Raw genomic sequence first — 19,469 nt, forward strand, 5'->3', positions numbered from 1 at the left:
GGATAGCAGTGGAAATCCTTTGTATTCCCTTAGCGGTAGCGAAGGTAATAAAAAGATTGCAACGTATAGCCCGACCCGCTTTTTCAGCGGGGCATGCCCAAAAAAAAATAGTTTAAAGTATAAAGCGGTAAAACTTTAAACCTTAAACTATTTAAATTTTAAGCGAATTTTATATTATGCGGGAACTTCGGTAAGCGAAACCGCTTCTTTGATTCTGCGTAATGCTTCTCTCAATAAATCTTCGCTTGTCGCGTAAGAAAAACGGATACAATCTGGGTTTCCAAAGGCGTCACCAGTTACGGTTGCTACATTCGCTTCGCCTAAAAGATACATAGAGAAATCGTTAGCATCTTTGATGAAAGTTCCTTTCAATGTTTTTCCGAAGAAAGAAGAAACGTCAGGGAATACATAAAAAGCACCTTCTGGAACGTTGATTTTTACTCCTGGAATGTCTTTCAATAATCCAACCACTAAATCTCTACGGCTATGGAAAGCGTCAACCATGTGTTTTAAAACACTTGGATCAGCATCTACTGCAGTAATGGTAGCACGTTGTGCAATACTGTTAGCACCGCTAGTTACTTGACCTTGTATTTTTGTACATGCTTTAGCAATGAATTCAGGAGCTCCAATATATCCAATTCTCCATCCTGTCATAGCGAAAGCTTTTGCTACTCCATTTACGGTAATAGTTCTTTCTAACATTCCCGGGATGGAAGCGATGCTACAAAAAGTTCCTGAGAAATTAATGTGCTCGTAGATCTCGTCAGCAACAACATAAATGTTTGGATATTTCTCCAATACTTTTGCCAAAGCCGTTAATTCTTCTCTGTTGTATACCGATCCACTTGGATTACAAGGAGAACTGAACCACATCATTTTTGTTTTTGGTGTGATAGCCGCTTCTAATTGTTCTGGTGTGATTTTAAAATCAGTATCTACAGAAGTGGGAACTTCTACAGGAACTCCACCAGATAATTTTACGATTTCGAAGTAAGAAACCCAGTAAGGAGCAGGTAAAATTACCTCGTCACCATCGTTTAGCATTACTTGCGCAATATTGTATAAGGATTGTTTTGCTCCAGTTGAAACTACAATTTGAGAGGGTTTGTACTCTAAATTGTTATCTCTTTTAAATTTTCTACAGATTGCTTCTTTTAATTCAGCATATCCTTCTACTGGAGAATACGTGCTGTAATTTTCATCAATCGCTTTTTTCGCCGCTTCTTTAATAAAGTCTGGTGTATTGAAATCAGGTTCGCCTAAACTTAAGCTGATGATATCTTTTCCTTGGGCTTTTAATTCTCTGGCTAAAGCAGCCATTGCTAGTGTTTGTGACGTAGCTAGATTGTTAATTCTGTCTGAAAGTGGATTCATTTTTAGTTAATTGTAATTAGTTTTTTTAGTTTTTTATTGTGACGCACTACAGTGCTCTAATTCGATTATATAAGTTCTGGTTTCATTCCCAGTTCTTTCAAATGCTTAAAGTGTGCAATAACAGCACTCCGCATCGTTTTATATTCGTAATAAGGCAAGTTGCATTCTTGAGCGGTTTCTTTTACAATTTTTGCAATTTTACCGTAATGCACATGGCTAATATTTGGGAAAATATGGTGTTCTATTTGGTGGTTTAATCCTCCGGTATACCAGTTTACAATTTTGTTTTTTGGAGCAAAATTGGTTGTGGTAAACAATTGGTGAATTGCCCAAGTATTGTCCATTTCCCCTAATTCATTTGGAGAGGGGTTAGTGGTCTCTTCCACTACATGTGCCAGTTGAAAAACAACGCTTAAGATTAATCCCGCAGTATAATGCATTGCAAAAAAACCAATAAGTACTTTCCACCATGTAATACCTATAACCATAGGCAATACAATCCAGATAGAAACATAAATTACTTTAGTAATGATTAAAGTGGTCCAAAGTATTTTTGGGCTTTTGGCTTCACCATAGGATAATTTTCTTTTAAGGTAGCTTCTCATTTGTTTAAAATCAGTTGTGATAGCCCAGTTGAACGTTAACAATCCGTATAAGAATACAGAATAATATTGTTGGAAACGGTGAAAATTGTACCATTTGGCTTCTTTTGTAAAACGGATGACACGTCCGGCATCTAAATCTTCATCATGACCAGGAATGTTAGTATAGGTGTGGTGTAAAACATTGTGTTGTACTTGCCAGTTGTATACATTTCCTGCAAGAACATAAATAGTTCCTCCCATGAATTTATTTACCCAATTTTTATTCGAATAAGAACCGTGGTTGCCATCATGCATTACATTCATTCCTACTCCGGCCATGCCTATTCCCATGACAATAGTCAATAACAGATGGGCCCAAAATGGCATACCCAGTGTTAGTATCAAAAAATACGGCGCAAGAAAAACTGCAAACAGAATTATAGTTTTCAAATAAAGTTTCCAATTTCCTGTTTTTTGGATGTTATTTTCTTTGAAGTAATTGTTTACCCGTGAGTTAAGTGTTCTAAAAAATTTTAGATTATCTTGCTTTGCAAATGTAGGGGCAGTATTCTTCATATAATTTTATAATAATTCCCAAAGGTAATTATTATAAATTTTCAATATGCAAAATTGAGTTAAATATTTACAATCTAAAAATAGTACTTTTGTTAAAAAATTAGAACATGGACGAGATTCTTAAGTATTTTCCTTATTTAACCGATATTCAAAAAGAGCAATTCGCAAAATTGGATTTTTTATACCACGATTGGAACGAAAAAATCAATGTCATTTCGAGAAAAGACATTGATGCCTTATACAGCAAACATATTCTACATTCGTTAGGAATTGCCAAAATTATAAAATTTGAGCCGGGAACTTATGTCTTGGATGTTGGAACTGGCGGTGGATTTCCTGGAATTCCATTGGCAATCCTTTTTCCGGAAACCCGTTTTTTTCTGATTGATATTATTGCCAAAAAAATCAAAGTGGTTCAGGCTGTTGCCGAAGCATTAGAACTTAAAAACGTGAAAGCGGAACAATTGCGTGCTGAGAATGTAAAAGGGGATTTCGATTTTATCGTGAGCCGTGCCGTCACTAATATGCCTGATTTTGTTTCTTGGGTGAAAACCAAAATTAAAAAAAATAACAAACACGAATTGAAAAACGGTATTCTCTATCTTAAAGGCGGTGATTTAACCGAAGAATTAAAGGATTTTCCTAAAGCGACGGAATATAATTTAGCCGACTTTTTTGAAGATGAATTCTTTGAGACTAAAAAAGTGGTGCATTTGCCTTTGAAGTTTGTGGTTTAGAAATTGTATTGCTGTGTTGAATTTGTGTCTTAAAACTAGAAGATTCAGGATCTAAAAATAATAAAATTGTAATGAAAAATAAAGTACTATCATTTTGCTTTTTGGTGTTGTTATTTGTAACCGCCAATAGCAATGCACAAAAATCAGATGTAGGGAATTGGTTTGCTTATCTGGGCAACCAAAAAATAAATGATAAATGGAATTTTCATAATGAAGTTCAATATCGAAACTTTAGTTTTGGAGATCTCGAACAACTACTTATTAGAACAGGTATTGGTTATAATTTGTCTGAAAATAATAATAATGTATTACTGGGATACGCTTACATTCATTCAGAACCTTATATAGCGGGGACAGAGGTGAAGATACAAACAGATGAACATAGGATTTTTCAGCAATTTGTTACAAAACAACAGTTTGGGAGAGTGAGTATTTTACATAGATATCGTTTTGAACAACGATTTCTTCAAGATAATTTTAAAATGCGTTTCCGTTATTCGCTAGCGTTGAATGTCCCAATAAATAAAAAAGTGATGGAGAAAAATGCAGTTTATGCCTCGTTGTCAAACGAAGTCTTCATCAATACAAAACAAAATCATTATGAAAGGGATCGCGTTTATGGTGGTATCGGATACTGTTTTAGTAAATATGTTAGAGTAGAGGCGGGTGTGATGTCACAACTTTTGCCTGCAACGAGCAGAACTCAATTTCAAATTATGGTTTTTAATAACTTGCCTTTTTAATTGTTGCATGATTAGTAAAAACTACGCTTGTTAGATTTAGTTTTTAAATGGCAAACCCCACAAGACTTCAAAATTATTTGAATTCTTGTGGGGTTTGTTTATTTTTAAAATTAAGAATCGTTATTCAAAAAGTTTAAACTATTCTCCTAAAAACGGATATCTGTAATCCTCAGGAGTAACAAAAGTTTCTTTGATGGTTCTTGGAGAAGCCCAACGCAATAAGTTCAATGCTGAACCTGCTTTGTCGTTAGTTCCTGATGCTCTTGCACCACCAAAAGGTTGCATCCCTACAACAGCCCCAGTTGGTTTGTCATTGATATAGAAGTTACCCGCTGCGTTTTGCAACTTGGTAGTCGCTTGCTCAATAGCATAACGGTCTTGACTGAAAACAGCACCTGTTAAAGCATATTCTGAAGTCGTGTCAACTAATTCCAATGTTTCTTCCCATTTTGCATCTTCATAAACAAAAATTGTCATCACTGGTCCGAATAATTCGGTTTCCATTGTTGAATAATGTGGATTCGTCGTAACAATAATTGTTGGTTCAATGAAATAACCAACAGATTTATCATAATTACCCCCAACGATTATTTCGGCATCAGTATCTTTTTTGGCTTGGTCAATAAAACTGGCCAATTTGTCAAATGACCCTTCGTGAATTACTGCAGTAATAAAATTGCCAAAATCTTCTGGCGAACCCATTTTCATGGATTTTGTATCGGTGATTAATTGTTCTTTAATTGCTGACCACAAACTTTGTGGCACATACGCTCTTGAAGCTGCAGAACATTTTTGACCTTGAAATTCGAAAGCACCGCGTACAATTCCTGTTGCAACTTGTTTAGGGCGAGCACTTGGATGTGCGATGATAAAATCTTTTCCCCCAGTTTCTCCTACAATTTTTGGGTAGGTTTTATAATGGTGGATGTTTGCTCCAATTTTTGACCAAATATCCTTGAATACATGTGTTGAACCTGTAAAATGGATCCCGGCAAAATCGCGACTTGCCAAAATAGTATCGGTAATCATCAAAGCATCTCCAAAAACTATGTTGATAACGCCATCAGGAACTCCCGCTTCTTTGAAAACTTCAATTATGATTTTTGCAGAGAAAACCTGGCTGTCACTTGGTTTCCAAATCACGACATTCCCCATCATGGCAGCACTCGCAGGAAGATTTCCAGCAATGGCAGTAAAGTTAAAAGGAGTGATAGCATATACAAAACCTTCCAGTGGTCTGTATTCTAATCGGTTCCACATATCCGAATTGGATTTTGGCTGATCACCGTAAATTTGGGTCATAAATTCTACGTTGAAACGTAAAAAATCGATAAATTCACAAGAAGCATCAATTTCGGCTTGGTGAATATTTTTAGATTGCGCAATCATTGTTGCGGCATTTATTCTAGCTCTGTAAGGACCAGCAATCAATTCAGCTGCTTTAAGGAAAATAGCGGCTCTTTGTTCCCAAGCCATATTTGCCCATGCAGTTCTTGATTCTAATGCATTTGCAATTGCTTTTTCAACATGTGCTTTTTCGGCAAGATGATACGTTCCTACGATATGTTTATGATCGTGAGGCGCCGTCATGTTTTTTGTATTACCAGTTCTAATTTCTTCGCTTCCAATGTATAATGGTACATCGATTTTAGAATTCCACATTTTTGTGTAAGCGGCTTGAACAGCTGCTTTTTCAGGTGAATTTGGTGCATACCCTTTTACTGGTTCGTTTACCGCTTTTGGTACATGAAAAAATCCTTTTAACATATTTGTAAAGTTATAAAATTAGAAATCCTTGTGGTGTATTTTTAAATATTGCACAAAAGTACGAAGGATTGTTTGAAAAAAAACATTTTTTGCTGTAAACTAAAAAGGATAGTATAGAATGTAGTGTTTTAGCCCAGATAGAAATGGAAAGCTTTTTGTAGGCTCGTTATATTTTTTCTTGTGAAATAAGAGCGACTTCAGAAGCTCCTTATTTTACTTAGAAAAAAATAAATGAGGCGACGAAAACTTGAAATGAATAGCTGGATGAGCTACTAAAAAAAATGGTGCTAAATTTTAATTCAAGGCAAATGGTGCACATAACCTAAAGGTAGGCACAATAACTTTGAAATTTTTTGTAGAAGTAAAATTAATCATATTAAAATGCCCTTTCATTGCGCCATAAGGAGACGATAATAGGCATCCTGAACTGTAGGTGTGGAATTCCCCTGGTTTTAAAACTGGTTTTTTTCCAATAATGCCTTCGCCATCTACTACTTCTATATCATTAAGAGAGTCGAAAATTTCCCAATGGCGAGAAATTAATTGTACAGAATCTTTACTGTGGTTTTCGATTGTGATTTCATAACTAAAGGCAAAGTGAATTTTATAGTTTTTGAAGTAGGTGCCTTCAAAACTAGTCAATACCGATATTTTTATGCCTCTTGTTATTTGAGAAACCATAATAAATAAATGAATAGGTGCTTAATAATGACAAATTTACAAAAATTTGATTTTGTATAGTCATTTTTTGAAAAGTTTTTTTTAGTTGATGATATTTAATGAATTTTCCATCCCTTTTCCGATGGCTCTGTCATATCGGTCGGTATTTTCGCGGTAATATACCATTATGAAATAATCATTTTCTGTTTGATAAAAATTTCCGTCAATTGCATTTTCGTAATCAATTATTCCTTTGTTGTCTGCAACTGTATACTGGAAATTTGTAAATCCTTGTTTTATTAAAACTGCTTTTTCATAAATGCTCTTTTTTTCATTATAATCCATTTTGTATTCTGGAGTTAAATTGTAATTATTGAACATTCCAGTAATATAAATGTCTTTATTAATTCTAAAAGTAGGAGCCGAAAGGCTAAAATATACCCAGGCATAATCGGCTTCAATTTCATTGTTGGTCGCGTTTATATTTTTGATAACAAAATTTCCGTTCACGTCTTGTGTTACAGAATAGGGGTAATTTGTTCGGGCATTATTGGTATATAAATAAGAACTGTAAATTTCATTATTTGAATCTACACGGGCTACATTATTATTGGCAGCTCTAATGTCTTTATTTTCAAAGTATAAAAACTCGTTTCCTGCCCAAAACTGGGTTTGCGTATCATATTTATAAATCAAATCATTTCCAATAGTATATTGAGGAGCAATATTTGTGATGGCGTCATTGAATTGCCCATTTTGAACTAAAACTACTTTCACATTTTTCAATGGATTTTGAAAAGTAATGGTACTGGATTTAATAGTAAATTCCAGGTTGTGTTTAAATTCCAAATTACTAACGGTTCTGGCTCTTTTTACTTGGATAGGAATTGTGACAATATCTTCATAAACGATGAATTTTCTCGAGAAAAGGGCTTCTTTGTTGTTATTTAAAACTTTCAGAATGTAATTACCGCTGATTAATAATTGTGTAAACTGATTAGGAATAGCCAGTCTGTAATGGGAATAGAGTTGTAAGGCATTGAAAGAATTGGTATAATCTGAAATTCTTTGGTTGTCAAAACCTCTTAAATACTCGCTTTTAGGGATGTCTGTTGGTTTCCAATTATAATCACAATGGGTAATTTCGTAATAATAATCAGCTTCATTACCAAACAAATCGTCAAATTGCAACTGGAATCCTTCTCCTAATTTAAAAATTGGAATTACATTTTGTTCACTTTGTACAAAAGAAATCGTCTTAATATTATAGGGCGGAGCAATCTCTTTTTCTACTTGAGCAAAAGAGCAATAAGATGAAAAAAGGAGCAGAAATAAAGAGAATATTTTGAGAGAAGGTTTTGTCATGGTTTAGGAACTTGAATATTGTAAATATAGTGATTCCGATTCATTTTAATTAAGGTTGTTTTTTAGCATAAAAATATAAATTAAATTTATAGGTAATTTCTGTTAATTTTTTTTGTAATAATTGATAAAATTTAAAATTATCTGTTTAGTTTTGACTAAAAATAAACCAACCAATATGAAACAACTTGGTAAATTAGCTTTAGGTCTTTTACTGTTTCCAGCAGTGATTTTTGCACAGGAAATAGATTACTCAAAAGCAATTCCTTTTGATTCCAGTGTGAAAACCGGAAAACTTAAAAATGGACTAACGTATTACATCAAGAAAAATGCCAAACCAGAGAATAAAGTAGATTTGAGGCTGGTTATCAATGCGGGTTCTATTCTTGAAAATGATGATCAACTGGGATTGGCTCACTTTATGGAGCATATGAGTTTTAACGGTACGAAGCGTTTTCCAAAAAACAAATTGATTGATTATTTGCAAAGTATTGGTGTGAAATTCGGACAGCATTTAAATGCTTATACAAGTTTTGACGAAACGGTTTATTTTCTTCCTATTCCCTCAGATAGTCCAGAAAAATTAGAGAATGGTTTTAATATTATAGAGGATTGGGCTTTTAATGCAAATTTGACTCCAGAAGAAATCGATAAAGAAAGAGGTGTTGTCCTTGAAGAATATCGTTTGGGTTTAGGCGCTCAAAAAAGAATGATGAGTCGTTATTTATCCAAAATGATGTACAAGTCACATTATGCAAATCGTTTGCCAATTGGAAAAAAGGAAATTTTAGAAAAATTTAAATACGATAAAATTGTAAGTTTTTATAAAGATTGGTATCGCCCCGACCTAATGAGCGTTATTGTTGTTGGTGATATTGACATAGCCGAAATGGAGAAAAAAGTTGTTGCTCACTTTTCGAACTATCAGAATCCTAAAAATGAAAGACCACGAAAAATTTTTGGAGTTCCAAATCACGGAGAAACCTTCGTGGCAATTGAAAGCGATATCGAAGCAACAAGCGCGCAAGTGCAATTGGTGTACAAGGATTATGGTTTGCCAAAACCTTTAATAACTGTATTGGATTTTAAAAATTATCTGGTAGAAGGATTATTTACCACAATGATAAATACCAGATTGGGTGAATTGACAAATTCAGCCACACCTCCTTTTACTTATGGATATTCCTATCATGGTCAAACTTGGGCCAGAAATAAAAAAGCGTATCAGTCAGTAGCGATGTCACAAGAAGATAAGCAATTGGATGCATTGAAGGTTTTAGTTACAGAGAATGAAAGAGCTAAGAAGTTTGGTTTTACACAAGGAGAATTAGACCGATCAAAAGCAGAGTTTCTGGCTAGTATCGAAAAATCTTATAATGATAGAAATAAAACTAATTCTGAATTTTTTGTTGGTGAATACCAAGCTAATTTCTTAGAAAAGGAACCAACTCCAGGGATTGAGTGGACATTTGCCACAATGAAACAAATTTTACCTACAATAGGCTTAAATGATGTTAATGGTTTTATTAAGGAATATATCAAAGATGATAATCGTGTGGTTGTGCTGACTGGTCCAGAAAAAGAGGGTCTTAAAAAACCTTCAGAGCAAGACGTTTTGGATGCGTTAAAAGTGAATGTTGACGAAATTAAACCATATGAGGATGCTGCTATGGCAAAAGGCCTTTTGAGAAAAGATGTTGTTTCAGGAAGTATCGTTAAACGGGAAAACAATGATAAAATGGGGACAAAAACTTTAGTATTGTCAAATGGTGCTAAAGTAACCTATAAAAAAACCGACTTTAGAAATGATGAGATTCTCTTTGAGGCAGTAAGTTTAGGTGGAAGTAATTTGTATTCTAATGAAGAAATGAAAAAGGTTCAGTTTGCTAATGGAGCCTTAACTGAAGCGGGTTTCTCTGGGTTGAAATTAAATGACATCAATAAATTCATGACGGGTAAAATTGCCAGTGTAAATCCTTATATAGCAAATACCACTGAAGGTTTTAGAGGGAAAACTACTCCTAAGGATTTAGAGTATTTATTCCAAATGACTCACGCTTATTTTACAGATTTAAATTTAGATGTAGCAGCATTTGAAGGATACAAACAAAAGCAATCAGCTTATTTTAAAAATATGGCATCACAACCCGGATTCTTTTTTCAACAAGAAGTTCTTAGTTATTTGAACAAGGAAAATCCAAGATTTAATGGATTGATTCCAAATGAAAAAACATGGGGTGAAACTGATTATACATTGGCATACAATAAATATAAAGAGCGTTTTGCTAATGCAGGGGATTTTGAGTTCTATTTCGTAGGAAACGTAGATGATAAAACAATGGAAGATTATGCTACTAAATATTTAGCTTCGTTACCTTCTTCTAATAAGAAAGAAAAAGCCACTGATTTAGGATATAGAATGCTTAAAGGTGATTTGAAAAAAATAGTAAATAAAGGAACTGATCCAAAAAGTTCAGTAATGATTTTGTATTATGGGGATGCTGTTTATTCTGCTAAAGAAGCTACTGCAATGAAAGCTTTAGGAGAAGTCCTGACTATAAAATTAATTGAAGAGTTAAGAGAAAATGAAAGCGGAGTATACGGAATCAGTGCAAGGGGAAGTATGAATAAAGTACCCTACGGGTCTTATGATTTTTCGATTGGTTTTCCATGTGGCCCAGAAAACACTGAAAAATTAACTGCTGCTGCATTGAAAGAATTGCAAAAAATAATTGATAACGGACCTGAAACAAAAGATGTTGCAAAATTTAAGGAAGCAGAATTGTTGGAGTACAAAAAGAACAGTAAAGAAAATAGATATTGGTTGAGCAATTTTACGAAGTCGTTTGTAAATGGAACAAATCAAGATGACATTCTTCAAACCGAAGAAAAAATCAATGAAATTACCGCAAAAGACATCCAGAATGTTGCCAAAAAATATCTTACAAAAGATAAAATAATCGGAATGTTGATGCCGGAGAAAAGCTAAATAACTTTGGTTATTTAATTGTAAAAAGCCCGCTAAAAATATTTAGCGGGCTTTCTTATTTATAGTATATACTTGTTTATTTAAAACAAACAGGAATAATTTCCCCTTTGGCCAAGCAATATTTTTCTACTAATTCAGGTGCTGTTTTATTAGTATAATCTTCTTCGATAACTTTAAAACCGATACTTCTTAATTTATCAAAATAATCTCTGCCATAAATACGAACGTGATCGTATTGGCCGAAGATTTTTGCTCTTTCTTTTTGGTCGGTAATGGTGTCATCCGCAAAAGTAGTGGCTCTGGATAAATCTTGGGGAATTTGTAAAATGGCCATTCCGCCAGGTTTCAAAACGCGATATAATTCCTGCATTGCTTTCGTATCATCCGGAATGTGTTCCAAAACGTGATTGCAAAGAATAACATCATATTGATTATCTTCGAAAGGCAAATCACAAATATCCGCTTTTACATCAGCAAGAGGTGAAAATAAATCAGTTGTCGTATAATCCAGATTTTTTTGATTTCGAAACAATTTATAAAAGGCTTGTTCTGGTGCGAAGTGCAGGACTTTCTTTTTTGCTGCCGAGGAAAAAAAATCAGTCTCTTCATTTAAATACAACCACAATAAACGGTGTCTTTCCAGAGAAAGCGTACTGGGTGAAAGCACATTGTTTCGTTGTGTTCCGTAACCGTAAGGCAAGAACATTCTGAAACTTTTCCCGTCAATAGGATCGGTAAATTGAGTTCCTTTTAATGCTAATGCAAGAACGGGACGGGCCACGTAACTTAAACGAATAAGTATAGGACGCGGAATGGTATTGAGTATAAGTTTAAAGAGTTTTTTCATTTTTGTTCAGAGAGATTCGCTTTTATAACTTTAGATTTTCTTATAAGACCTTAAATCACTTAAATGTTTCAAAAAAGGTTAAACATTTAAGTGATTTAAGGTCGTGTAATTTAGTTTTAATTCTAGTTAGACTATAAATAATTTATAGAACTAAAGGTTCTCTTCTAAACTCATCTTCTTCATTACTCACAATTCCTAACGCTTTGTAGATGTATCCAAAAGTCGATAAAATCTCAGGTTTTCCATCGATAATTGCAACGTCATGCTCAAAATGGGCACTTGGTTTTCCATCCGCAGTAAGGATTGTCCATCCGTCTTTTAATTGTTTGATGTTTCGGGTTCCCATATTAATCATAGGCTCAATAGCCACAACCATTCCTTCCACAAAAAGCTTTCCTCTTCCTTTTTTGCCATAATTTGGCATTTCGGGATCTTCGTGCATTTTTTGTCCTAGTCCGTGTCCTACTAATTCACGAACGACACCGTAACCATGCGCTTCAGTGTATCTTTGAATCGCATTTCCAACATCTTCCACGCGGTTTCCTAATTTTAATTCTCGGATTCCTTCGTATAAAGATTCTTTGGTTACTTGCAATAATTTTTTGGTTTCAGGCGCTACTTCGCCAATTTCAAAAGAATACGCGTGATCTCCATGGTATCCATTTTTATAAGCACCACAATCTACCGAAATAACATCACCGCTTTCTAAGGGTTTGTTATTAGGGATTCCGTGAACTACTTGAGCATTTGGACTCATGCAAAGAGAATTTGGGAATCCGTAAAGCCCAAGAAAACTTGGTTCGGCACCATGATCACGAATGAATTCTTCGGCTAATTTGTCCAGATATAAAGTGGTGACTCCTTCTTTTATTTCAGAAGCAATCATTCCTAATGTTTTGGATACGATCAATGCGCTTTCTCGCATCAATTCTATTTCTTCACGTGATTTTACAATAATCATAATTTCGAATTTTCAGTTTGCAAAAGTACAATTTTATAAATTATTTAATCCGGATTAGCCATTATTTTAAAAAGTTCCGAATTTGAAATGTAAAAACGGTTTTCCAAAGCTATTTTCGAAAGTTGTGCCACAACTAAATTATTCTCTCTGGTATTGATTAGAAATAAGGAGCTTTCGCCAAAAGAGAATAATCGCTCCTCTGAATTGAGCATTGTCAGATTATCTTGTACCAAACCTTTGATTAAAGCCTTTTGTTTTAGCAAGGATACAATTTCCATTTTTTGAGCATTTATTTTATTGGTTAATTGCACTTTTTCTAAATCTAATGTAAATTCAGTTTCTTGCACTTTATATTTTGCCAGTTTCAAACTACCGCGTTCTTTTCTTAGAAACAAAGGGAAATAAAAATCCAGTCCTATCTTATAATCCTGAAATTGATAATTGTCGATGTAGCTGGGTTCGGACAAATAGGAGTATCCCACATCAATTTTTGGTAAAAGCAGGTTGGCTTTTAGTTTTCTTTCCACATTCAATATGTCTATTTTGCTTTGTAGCGCATTTATTTTTGGATGATTGGTGATGGAAAAATCGAGATTCAATAAATCATTCGTTTTTAAACTTTCCTGAATTGTAAATTCCAATTGGGTTTCGGGAATAAGCGCATCGGATATTTCGAGCGGAATGTTATTTTCCAGCCACAGAAAATTAGAAAGGTCTAGTTTGGCTTTAGCTAATTTCAGGTTTGAATCCTCTAAGTTAAGCAGTCTGTTTTTTACAATAATTCCTGCTTCAATGCTATCAATTGCCGGTTTATCACCTTGCTTGATCAAGGATTGAATTCCTTTGAAACGAATTTGTGCATTACTACTATATTCTTGATACAACTGAACCTCATTAAAGTTTTTCTTCCAATTAAAATAGGCTAAAGAGGCATCATACAAAACAGCGATAGCTTGAAGTTTTCTTTCAGATTGGCTTAATTGTATTTGCATCTTTGCTTTTCGCAAATCAGCCATTCGTTGATTTATAAACAATCCTTGTCCAAGGGGAATGGTGATTCCCAGTGAAGTCAATCCTTGATTAGGAACTGTGTTTTGAGGGTTCAGATAAATTCCATCGTTGTTGTCAAAGCCTGCTTTAATCTCAATTCCATACCAGGTTGGGATTTTGAAACTGCTATTTAAAATCGAATAATACTCTTTGTCTTTAAATTGTTTTTTGCTAAAATCAACTTCAATTTTGGGGTCGAATCCACCACGAGCCATCATCAAATTAGCCTGTGCTTTGTTTATTTCCAAATTAGCGTTTTTAACTAACGGATGGTATTTTTTTACATAGCCTAAGAATTCCGTATACGAAAGCTCATTTGGCGCGTTTTGTTGCGCTGTAGCAGAAAGCGCAAAGAATAAAAATGCGAAAAGTAGTGGTTTCATTATTTTTTTTCTTTGGTTGTTTTTGGTGCGGGTTTGTAATAGTTAGCCGGAAAACCATTTAATGTTCTCCATAATTCGAACCACACGGGAACAGTATTCAGTAAAGCAATAGTTTGCGCGCCCGCTCCTATGCTTAATTGTTTAGGCCATTTGTCTTCGTTTTTGTCAGGGGTGATTAAAACTCTGTATTTTCCATTTTCGCTAATAAAGTTTTCAATGGCTACAATTTCTCCCCCAAAAGTTCCATAAGACATATCTGGCCATCCTGAAAACACGATAGTTGGCCATCCATCAAACCAAACCCGAACTTTTTCCCCTTTGTTCAACAACGGCAAGTCCATGGGGTTTACAAAAGTTTCCACTGCAATATCATATTCTGATGGCATAATGGTAGCAATTGGGGTTCCTTCTTTTATAGTTTCGCCTAAACCAGATTGTAAAGCTCTGTTGATGTACCCGCTTTGGGATGCTTTGATGTAATACAAGCCATTGCGGATGCTGTAATTTACATATTGGTTTTCAAGTTTGTTAACTACTGCATCAGTGTCGTATTGACTGCTGAGTGCCGTGTATTTATCACTGTTGGCTTTAGAAACTTTTTCAGCATATTCAGCGGCAATTCGGTTTATTTCTACTTTTGCATTTATAAACTCGTTTTTGCTGGTTAAGTATTTGTTTTCTTGAGTTATGATTTTAGCCTCTACTTCTTGTAATTTCAATCTTTTTTCCTCAATATCGGTTAGTGGTTTCAACCCTTCTTTGTTCAACTGCACCGTACGGTTGTATTGCGTGTTCGCAATTTTTAGTTGGGTTCTTACTGCAACTAAATCCATACTGTCACTTTTTATTTTCAAAAGAGACTGTTTGATTTTATTTTGTGCTTGTTCCAGTTTCAACGTTTTTTCGGTTTCAATAGCTTTAATTTGACCAGAAAGCGTGGTTACTTTTGAACCGTACGATTGCAAAGATTGTTTCTTGGCATCCATCTGTTTTTTAGTGTTTCCCACTAAATTAGGGTCCATGTAATCTTCTTTGATTTCCGATATGAAAAGTATCGTGTCCCCTTTGCTGACAAAATCACCCTCTTGAACATACCATTTTTCTATTCGACCAGAAATTACACTCTGAATAGATTGGGGTCTTTGGCTTGGTTTTAAAGTGGTTACGGCTCCTGTTCCTGAAATGTTTTGTGTCCAAGGCAAGAAAAGAGCAACAAGGCCAATTATGGAGACAATGGCTATAATTCTGTTTAAAATTTTATAATGAGGTCTGTTGGATAGATTTTTGACTGTTGAATACCGATCCAGAGACGGTAGTTTCGTTTTATTATCGGATATGTTTAGCATAACTAATTCTTTTTAAAATCAAGTTGAATGAGACCATTTTTCATCGTGATCTTTCGATTGGTTTTGGTTTCCCAATACGGGTTTTTGGAGGACACAATAATCGTCCATGTGTTCTTATCGGAAGTGATAAAATCAATAATTTCATTGGCTACTTTCTCATCCATAATATCAGTTGGGTCTTCATAAAAGAGTATTTTTGGTTTATGGATAATACTTCTTGCCAACAGTATTTTTTGTGCATTGGAAGACGATAATTGTCTGCCTTCCGGATAAATACGTTGGTCTAGCCCCTTTGGCAGTAATTTTATAAATGTGGTAAGTTGCACTCCGTCAATCGCCCATTTCAAATCTTCGGAACTTACAGAGTCATCATTAAAAGTAATGTTTTCTAAAAGTGTTCCTTCAAAGGGTTTTTCTCCGTAGATTATGCTTCCTATTTGAGATCGATATTGTTTCAGGTTTATTTTTCGGAAGGTGTCGTCATTGATATAAAAGGAACCAGAAGTGGGGTGGAGTAACCCGGATAAGATCCTCATTAGTGTTGTTTTTCCAGAACCATTTTCCCCGTCGATTACTATTTTTTCCCCCTGTACTATTTTCAATGCAATATTGTTCAGTATTTCTTTATCATAATCTGGGAATTTGAAGCTGAGATTTTCAATTTCCAGTGAGATATTGGCATAGCAAACATCGCTTTTAAAGCTAGTTTCTTCTTCTAATGCCAGGTCCGTTACCTGTCCTATTTTTTCAATGGAAGTTAACACATCATAGAAAGTTTCTAGTCCAATTATTATTTTTTCTAAGGAATTAATTACCAGTAAAATGATGATTTCTGCAGCTACAAATTGCCCGATATTCATTTGTTGGGATAATACTAAAAATCCGCCTATTGACAATAAACTAGTCGTAATTATTATTTTAAATACGATCAACTGACTGAATTGTTTTTTGATAATATTAAAATGTTTTTCTCTATAATTCAAATAATCGGCAACTAAAGAATTGTTTTTTTGAAGCGCATAATCGTAATTGAGTTCATTCTTAAAACTATAGCTGTTGCGCGCCATTTCTTGTAGCCAGCTTGCTACTTTGTATTTGAATTTTGATTCTTTTAAACTGGTTTCTAACCCTGACCTATAAGAAAATCGGAAGATGAAATACAAAAGAAAAAAAAGTAAAATACCAAATACAATAAAATAAGGATGATACAAGGACAATAAAATCACCCCAAAAACAATTTGCAATAAACCTGCCGAAAAATCAATCAATAATTTTGAAGTCCCTTTTTGAATGGACATGGTATCAAAAAAACGATTGGCTAACTCCGGGGGATAACTGTTATGTAGTTCTTCAGTTTTTATTTTTGGCAACCGGGCAGCAAATTCAAACGAGGAGCGAACAAATATTTTTTGTTGTAAATTTTCAGTAATTCGAAGCTGCATTAAAGAAAGAATCCCCACTAAGGCTACACCAAAAACTACTAAGACTATTAATACAATCCATGAAGCGCTCACTCTTCCAGATTGAATAAAGTTCGTGATTGCTTGAATTCCAAGAGGCAGCGATAAACTGATCAGTCCGGCAAATATGGCGTAAAAAATTATTTGGGAGACATCTTTTTTGTCTAATTCAAGTAAATGGTAAAAACGTTTTAGAGGAGTCATAATGGTTTTGGGATTTTCTTTTTAATGTTTTTATTTCAAAACGTTTTCTGCAAGATTCAAGTAAAAATTTGTAGTGCTAACGGAATCATTACAATCTGTAATAGTTTTTAAATGTTCGGTTAGAAAATGTTGATGTAAACTGCCTTCAACTATCGTAGAAATAAGTGATTTTGCATAAGGATATTCTGGGTTTACCTCGGTTACAATACCTACAATTCGATTGATTACCCTTTTATAAATCAAGAAAAAACCTTCGCTGTTTTCTTGATCAATTTCCTTAATATATAGTGTTTTTGTGAACTCAGCAATAATAATTTTGTTTAGAACGGCTTCATTGATATGTGCTGTAGTGTTATCGTCAATTACTTTTTCGGTTACAATAGTTATCGCTTTTTTTAGTTTTTCCTTTGGATCCAAAATATTTGTAGTAGCAAAAACCAGTTTGTATTCCATCCAGCTCCAGTACCAAGAGGATAAATAAACTAAAAGTTTATGTTTGTTTTCAAAGTAACGATAAATGGAGCTTTCGTTCGATCCAATTTTCTCCCCTAATTTTTTAAAAGTAAAATTGTCGAATCCAATTTCGTCGATCAAAAGGATGCTTTGTTCTATTATTTTTTTACCTAAAGAGGAGGTTTCAGGATCCTTAACGTATATCTTTTCGTTGATTTGTACTTTTAAATTGGATAAGATGCTATTCACAATTGATATTATTTCATGCAAATATAATAGTATTACTATCAATAATGAGATTTTAACTTTTATTTATAAAAAAAAGCTACTCGACTGGAGTAGCTTTTTGAGAAAAATTATTTTAATTATTTATAGTAGGGAATGACAAGTCATTACTTCAGGTTTCTCGATCCCCATTAATTCCAAGATAGTTGGAGCGATATCGCCCAAAACTCCATCATGAATTGTTTTTAAGTCTTTGTCTACCAAAATAATTGGAACTGGATTTGTTGTGTGCGCAGTATTTGGACTTCCGTCAGGATTAATCATGGTTTCGCAGTTTCCATGATCTGCAATTACGATTGTAGTATAATTATGGGCTAATGCGGCTGTAATTACTTTTTCGACACATTTATCAACGGCTTCGCAAGCTTTTATGGCAGCACTCATAATTCCGGTGTGACCTACCATATCGCCATTGGCAAAATTAAGACATACAAAATCTACTTCTTCTTTTTCAAGTTCGGGAACTAAAGCATCCGTAAGTTCAAATGCGCTCATTTCCGGTTGCAAATCATAAGTAGCTACTTTTGGAGAATTTTTCAAGATGCGACTTTCGCCAGCAAAAGGCAATTCTCTCCCACCAGAAAAGAAGAAAGTTACGTGAGGATATTTCTCCGTTTCGGCAATACGGATTTGTTTTTTGTGTGCTTTTTCCAAAACTTCACCAAGGGTTTCGGTAATATTATCTTTATTATAAACAACTTTTACGTTTTTATACGTTTCGTCATAATTGGTAAGCGTTACATAATACAAATTCAATTTGTGCATGTTTTGCTCATGGAAATCTTGTTGCGAAAGCGCTTCGGTCAATTCTCTTCCTCTATCCGTTCTGAAATTGAAGAAAATAACAACATCATCATCTTCAATAGTAGCAAGAGGTTTGTCGTTATCATCAACCACAATCATCGGATGAATAAATTCATCGGTTACATTAGCTTCATAACTTTCTATTATCGATGCAACTGGATTTTTAGTGTGAGTACCGGTTCTGTTTACTAATAAGTCGTAAGCCAATTTTACTCTTTCCCAGCGTTTATCACGATCCATTGCATAATAACGTCCAATTACAGAAGCTATTTTCACGGTAGTATTTGCGATATAATCTTCTAAATCCTGAATGTAGTTTTTACCCGATTTTGGATCAACATCACGACCATCAGTGAAGGCGTGAACAAAAACTTTTTGTAATCCGTATTGTTGTGTTGCATCAATCAAACCACGTAAATGTGAAGTATGGGAGTGAACACCACCATCAGAAACCAATCCTAAGAAGTGTACTTTTTTATTGTTTTCTTTAGCATAAGTAAAAGCATCAACCAATACTTGTTCTTTTGCCAAAGTATTATGTGCTACGGCAAGATTTATCTTGGCTAAATCCTGATATACGATTCGTCCGGCACCAAGGTTCATGTGACCTACTTCGCTGTTTCCCATTTGTCCTTCTGGCAAACCTACATTCAGGCCATCGGTTCTCAGTTGAGCACTTGGGTAATTTTTATAAAGGCTATTTATAAAGGGTACATTGGCATTATCAATTGCAGATACCTCAGGGTCAGGAGATTTTCCCCAACCGTCCAGAATCATAAGAATTACTTTTTTGTTCATTGGAATATATTTTGAGCAAAGATAAAGCATTTCTAAAAATGTTCGAAGCAATCGAAATCACTATTATTCATTCGTAAGATAAC

15 protein-coding genes are annotated in these 19,469 nt (G+C 34.3%); 3 read left to right on the plus strand and 12 right to left on the minus strand.

Translation table 11 applies throughout. From position 1 onward, the window contains the following. Positions 1–174: 174 nt before the first annotated feature. Both ACNQGG_RS02775 and ACNQGG_RS02780 read right to left on the minus strand, forming a co-directional pair. Positions 175–1,377, minus strand: a complete 1,203-nt coding sequence (locus ACNQGG_RS02775; RefSeq protein WP_417961312.1) for a pyridoxal phosphate-dependent aminotransferase — start codon at positions 1,375–1,377, stop codon at positions 175–177. A gap of 65 nt (positions 1,378–1,442) precedes the next feature. Then, positions 1,443–2,537 (minus strand): fatty acid desaturase family protein, encoded by a 1,095-nt coding sequence (locus tag ACNQGG_RS02780; protein ID WP_417961314.1) that lies wholly within the window; start codon positions 2,535–2,537, stop codon positions 1,443–1,445. A 107-nt stretch (positions 2,538–2,644) separates the two neighbouring features. Here ACNQGG_RS02780 and rsmG point away from each other — a divergent pair, with 107 nt between their 5' ends. Both rsmG and ACNQGG_RS02790 read left to right on the plus strand, forming a co-directional pair. Next, positions 2,645–3,274 (plus strand): 16S rRNA (guanine(527)-N(7))-methyltransferase RsmG, encoded by a 630-nt coding sequence (gene rsmG / locus ACNQGG_RS02785; protein WP_417961316.1) that lies wholly within the window; start codon positions 2,645–2,647, stop codon positions 3,272–3,274. 71 nt (positions 3,275–3,345) lie between these two features. Beyond that, the gene (locus ACNQGG_RS02790; protein WP_417961318.1) at positions 3,346–4,017 is read left to right on the plus strand and encodes a DUF2490 domain-containing protein; all 672 of its coding nucleotides are present in this window, start codon (positions 3,346–3,348) and stop codon (positions 4,015–4,017) included. A gap of 138 nt (positions 4,018–4,155) precedes the next feature. Here the strand turns inward: ACNQGG_RS02790 and pruA are convergent, their stop codons facing one another. The 3 genes from pruA to ACNQGG_RS02805 form a co-directional block, all read right to left on the minus strand. Then, complete coding sequence (gene pruA / locus ACNQGG_RS02795; RefSeq protein ID WP_417961320.1) at positions 4,156–5,784, minus strand: L-glutamate gamma-semialdehyde dehydrogenase; 1,629 nt, start codon at positions 5,782–5,784, stop codon at positions 4,156–4,158. A 294-nt stretch (positions 5,785–6,078) separates the two neighbouring features. After that, positions 6,079–6,465, minus strand: coding sequence for a Co2+/Mg2+ efflux protein ApaG (gene apaG / locus ACNQGG_RS02800; protein ID WP_416849289.1), 387 nt, complete (start codon positions 6,463–6,465; stop codon positions 6,079–6,081). Between the two features lie 81 nt (positions 6,466–6,546). Then, positions 6,547–7,809, minus strand: coding sequence for a type IX secretion system plug protein (locus ACNQGG_RS02805; RefSeq protein ID WP_417961322.1), 1,263 nt, complete (start codon positions 7,807–7,809; stop codon positions 6,547–6,549). 175 nt (positions 7,810–7,984) lie between these two features. Between ACNQGG_RS02805 and ACNQGG_RS02810 the strand changes: the two genes are divergently transcribed. Then, positions 7,985–10,795 (plus strand): M16 family metallopeptidase, encoded by a 2,811-nt coding sequence (locus tag ACNQGG_RS02810; RefSeq protein ID WP_417961324.1) that lies wholly within the window; start codon positions 7,985–7,987, stop codon positions 10,793–10,795. A 76-nt stretch (positions 10,796–10,871) separates the two neighbouring features. Here the strand turns inward: ACNQGG_RS02810 and ACNQGG_RS02815 are convergent, their stop codons facing one another. The 7 genes from ACNQGG_RS02815 to gpmI form a co-directional block, all read right to left on the minus strand. Next, positions 10,872–11,642: a class I SAM-dependent methyltransferase gene (locus tag ACNQGG_RS02815; RefSeq protein ID WP_417961326.1), complete on the minus strand. Its 771-nt coding sequence runs from the start codon at positions 11,640–11,642 to the stop codon at positions 10,872–10,874. 142 nt (positions 11,643–11,784) lie between these two features. Beyond that, on the minus strand, positions 11,785–12,603 hold the full coding sequence (map, locus tag ACNQGG_RS02820) for a type I methionyl aminopeptidase (RefSeq protein WP_417961328.1): 819 nt from the start codon (positions 12,601–12,603) through the stop codon (positions 11,785–11,787). A 44-nt stretch (positions 12,604–12,647) separates the two neighbouring features. After that, complete coding sequence (locus ACNQGG_RS02825; RefSeq protein ID WP_417961330.1) at positions 12,648–14,036, minus strand: TolC family protein; 1,389 nt, start codon at positions 14,034–14,036, stop codon at positions 12,648–12,650. Beyond that, the gene (locus ACNQGG_RS02830) at positions 14,036–15,382 is read right to left on the minus strand and encodes an HlyD family secretion protein (protein ID WP_417961332.1); all 1,347 of its coding nucleotides are present in this window, start codon (positions 15,380–15,382) and stop codon (positions 14,036–14,038) included. The genes ACNQGG_RS02825 and ACNQGG_RS02830 overlap by 1 nt, the downstream gene beginning before the upstream one ends. A 2-nt stretch (positions 15,383–15,384) precedes the next feature. Then, positions 15,385–17,046 (minus strand): peptidase domain-containing ABC transporter, encoded by a 1,662-nt coding sequence (locus tag ACNQGG_RS02835; RefSeq protein WP_417961334.1) that lies wholly within the window; start codon positions 17,044–17,046, stop codon positions 15,385–15,387. Between the two features lie 30 nt (positions 17,047–17,076). After that, on the minus strand, positions 17,077–17,748 hold the full coding sequence (locus tag ACNQGG_RS02840; RefSeq protein WP_417961567.1) for a TetR/AcrR family transcriptional regulator: 672 nt from the start codon (positions 17,746–17,748) through the stop codon (positions 17,077–17,079). A gap of 120 nt (positions 17,749–17,868) precedes the next feature. Then, the gene (gpmI, locus tag ACNQGG_RS02845) at positions 17,869–19,386 is read right to left on the minus strand and encodes a 2,3-bisphosphoglycerate-independent phosphoglycerate mutase (protein WP_417961336.1); all 1,518 of its coding nucleotides are present in this window, start codon (positions 19,384–19,386) and stop codon (positions 17,869–17,871) included. Positions 19,387–19,469: the final 83 nt, after the last annotated feature.

Source organism: Flavobacterium esculini (assembly GCF_048284325.1).
Classification (GTDB): Bacteria; Bacteroidota; Bacteroidia; order Flavobacteriales; family Flavobacteriaceae; genus Flavobacterium.

Excerpts from the sequence above, each read along its gene's own strand:
- ACNQGG_RS02775 (WP_417961312.1), bottom strand. The coding sequence starts at position 1,377 with ATGAATCCACTTTCAGACAGAATTAACAATCTAGCTACGTCACAAACA.
- ACNQGG_RS02780 (WP_417961314.1), bottom strand. The coding sequence starts at position 2,537 with ATGAAGAATACTGCCCCTACATTTGCAAAGCAAGATAATCTAAAATTT.
- rsmG (WP_417961316.1), top strand. The coding sequence starts at position 2,645 with ATGGACGAGATTCTTAAGTATTTTCCTTATTTAACCGATATTCAAAAA.
- ACNQGG_RS02790 (WP_417961318.1), top strand. The coding sequence starts at position 3,346 with ATGAAAAATAAAGTACTATCATTTTGCTTTTTGGTGTTGTTATTTGTA.
- pruA (WP_417961320.1), bottom strand. The coding sequence starts at position 5,784 with ATGTTAAAAGGATTTTTTCATGTACCAAAAGCGGTAAACGAACCAGTA.
- apaG (WP_416849289.1), bottom strand. The coding sequence starts at position 6,465 with ATGGTTTCTCAAATAACAAGAGGCATAAAAATATCGGTATTGACTAGT.
- ACNQGG_RS02805 (WP_417961322.1), bottom strand. The coding sequence starts at position 7,809 with ATGACAAAACCTTCTCTCAAAATATTCTCTTTATTTCTGCTCCTTTTT.
- ACNQGG_RS02810 (WP_417961324.1), top strand. The coding sequence starts at position 7,985 with ATGAAACAACTTGGTAAATTAGCTTTAGGTCTTTTACTGTTTCCAGCA.
- ACNQGG_RS02815 (WP_417961326.1), bottom strand. The coding sequence starts at position 11,642 with ATGAAAAAACTCTTTAAACTTATACTCAATACCATTCCGCGTCCTATA.
- map (WP_417961328.1), bottom strand. The coding sequence starts at position 12,603 with ATGATTATTGTAAAATCACGTGAAGAAATAGAATTGATGCGAGAAAGC.
- ACNQGG_RS02825 (WP_417961330.1), bottom strand. The coding sequence starts at position 14,036 with ATGAAACCACTACTTTTCGCATTTTTATTCTTTGCGCTTTCTGCTACA.
- ACNQGG_RS02830 (WP_417961332.1), bottom strand. The coding sequence starts at position 15,382 with ATGCTAAACATATCCGATAATAAAACGAAACTACCGTCTCTGGATCGG.
- ACNQGG_RS02835 (WP_417961334.1), bottom strand. The coding sequence starts at position 17,046 with ATGACTCCTCTAAAACGTTTTTACCATTTACTTGAATTAGACAAAAAA.
- gpmI (WP_417961336.1), bottom strand. The coding sequence starts at position 19,386 with ATGAACAAAAAAGTAATTCTTATGATTCTGGACGGTTGGGGAAAATCT.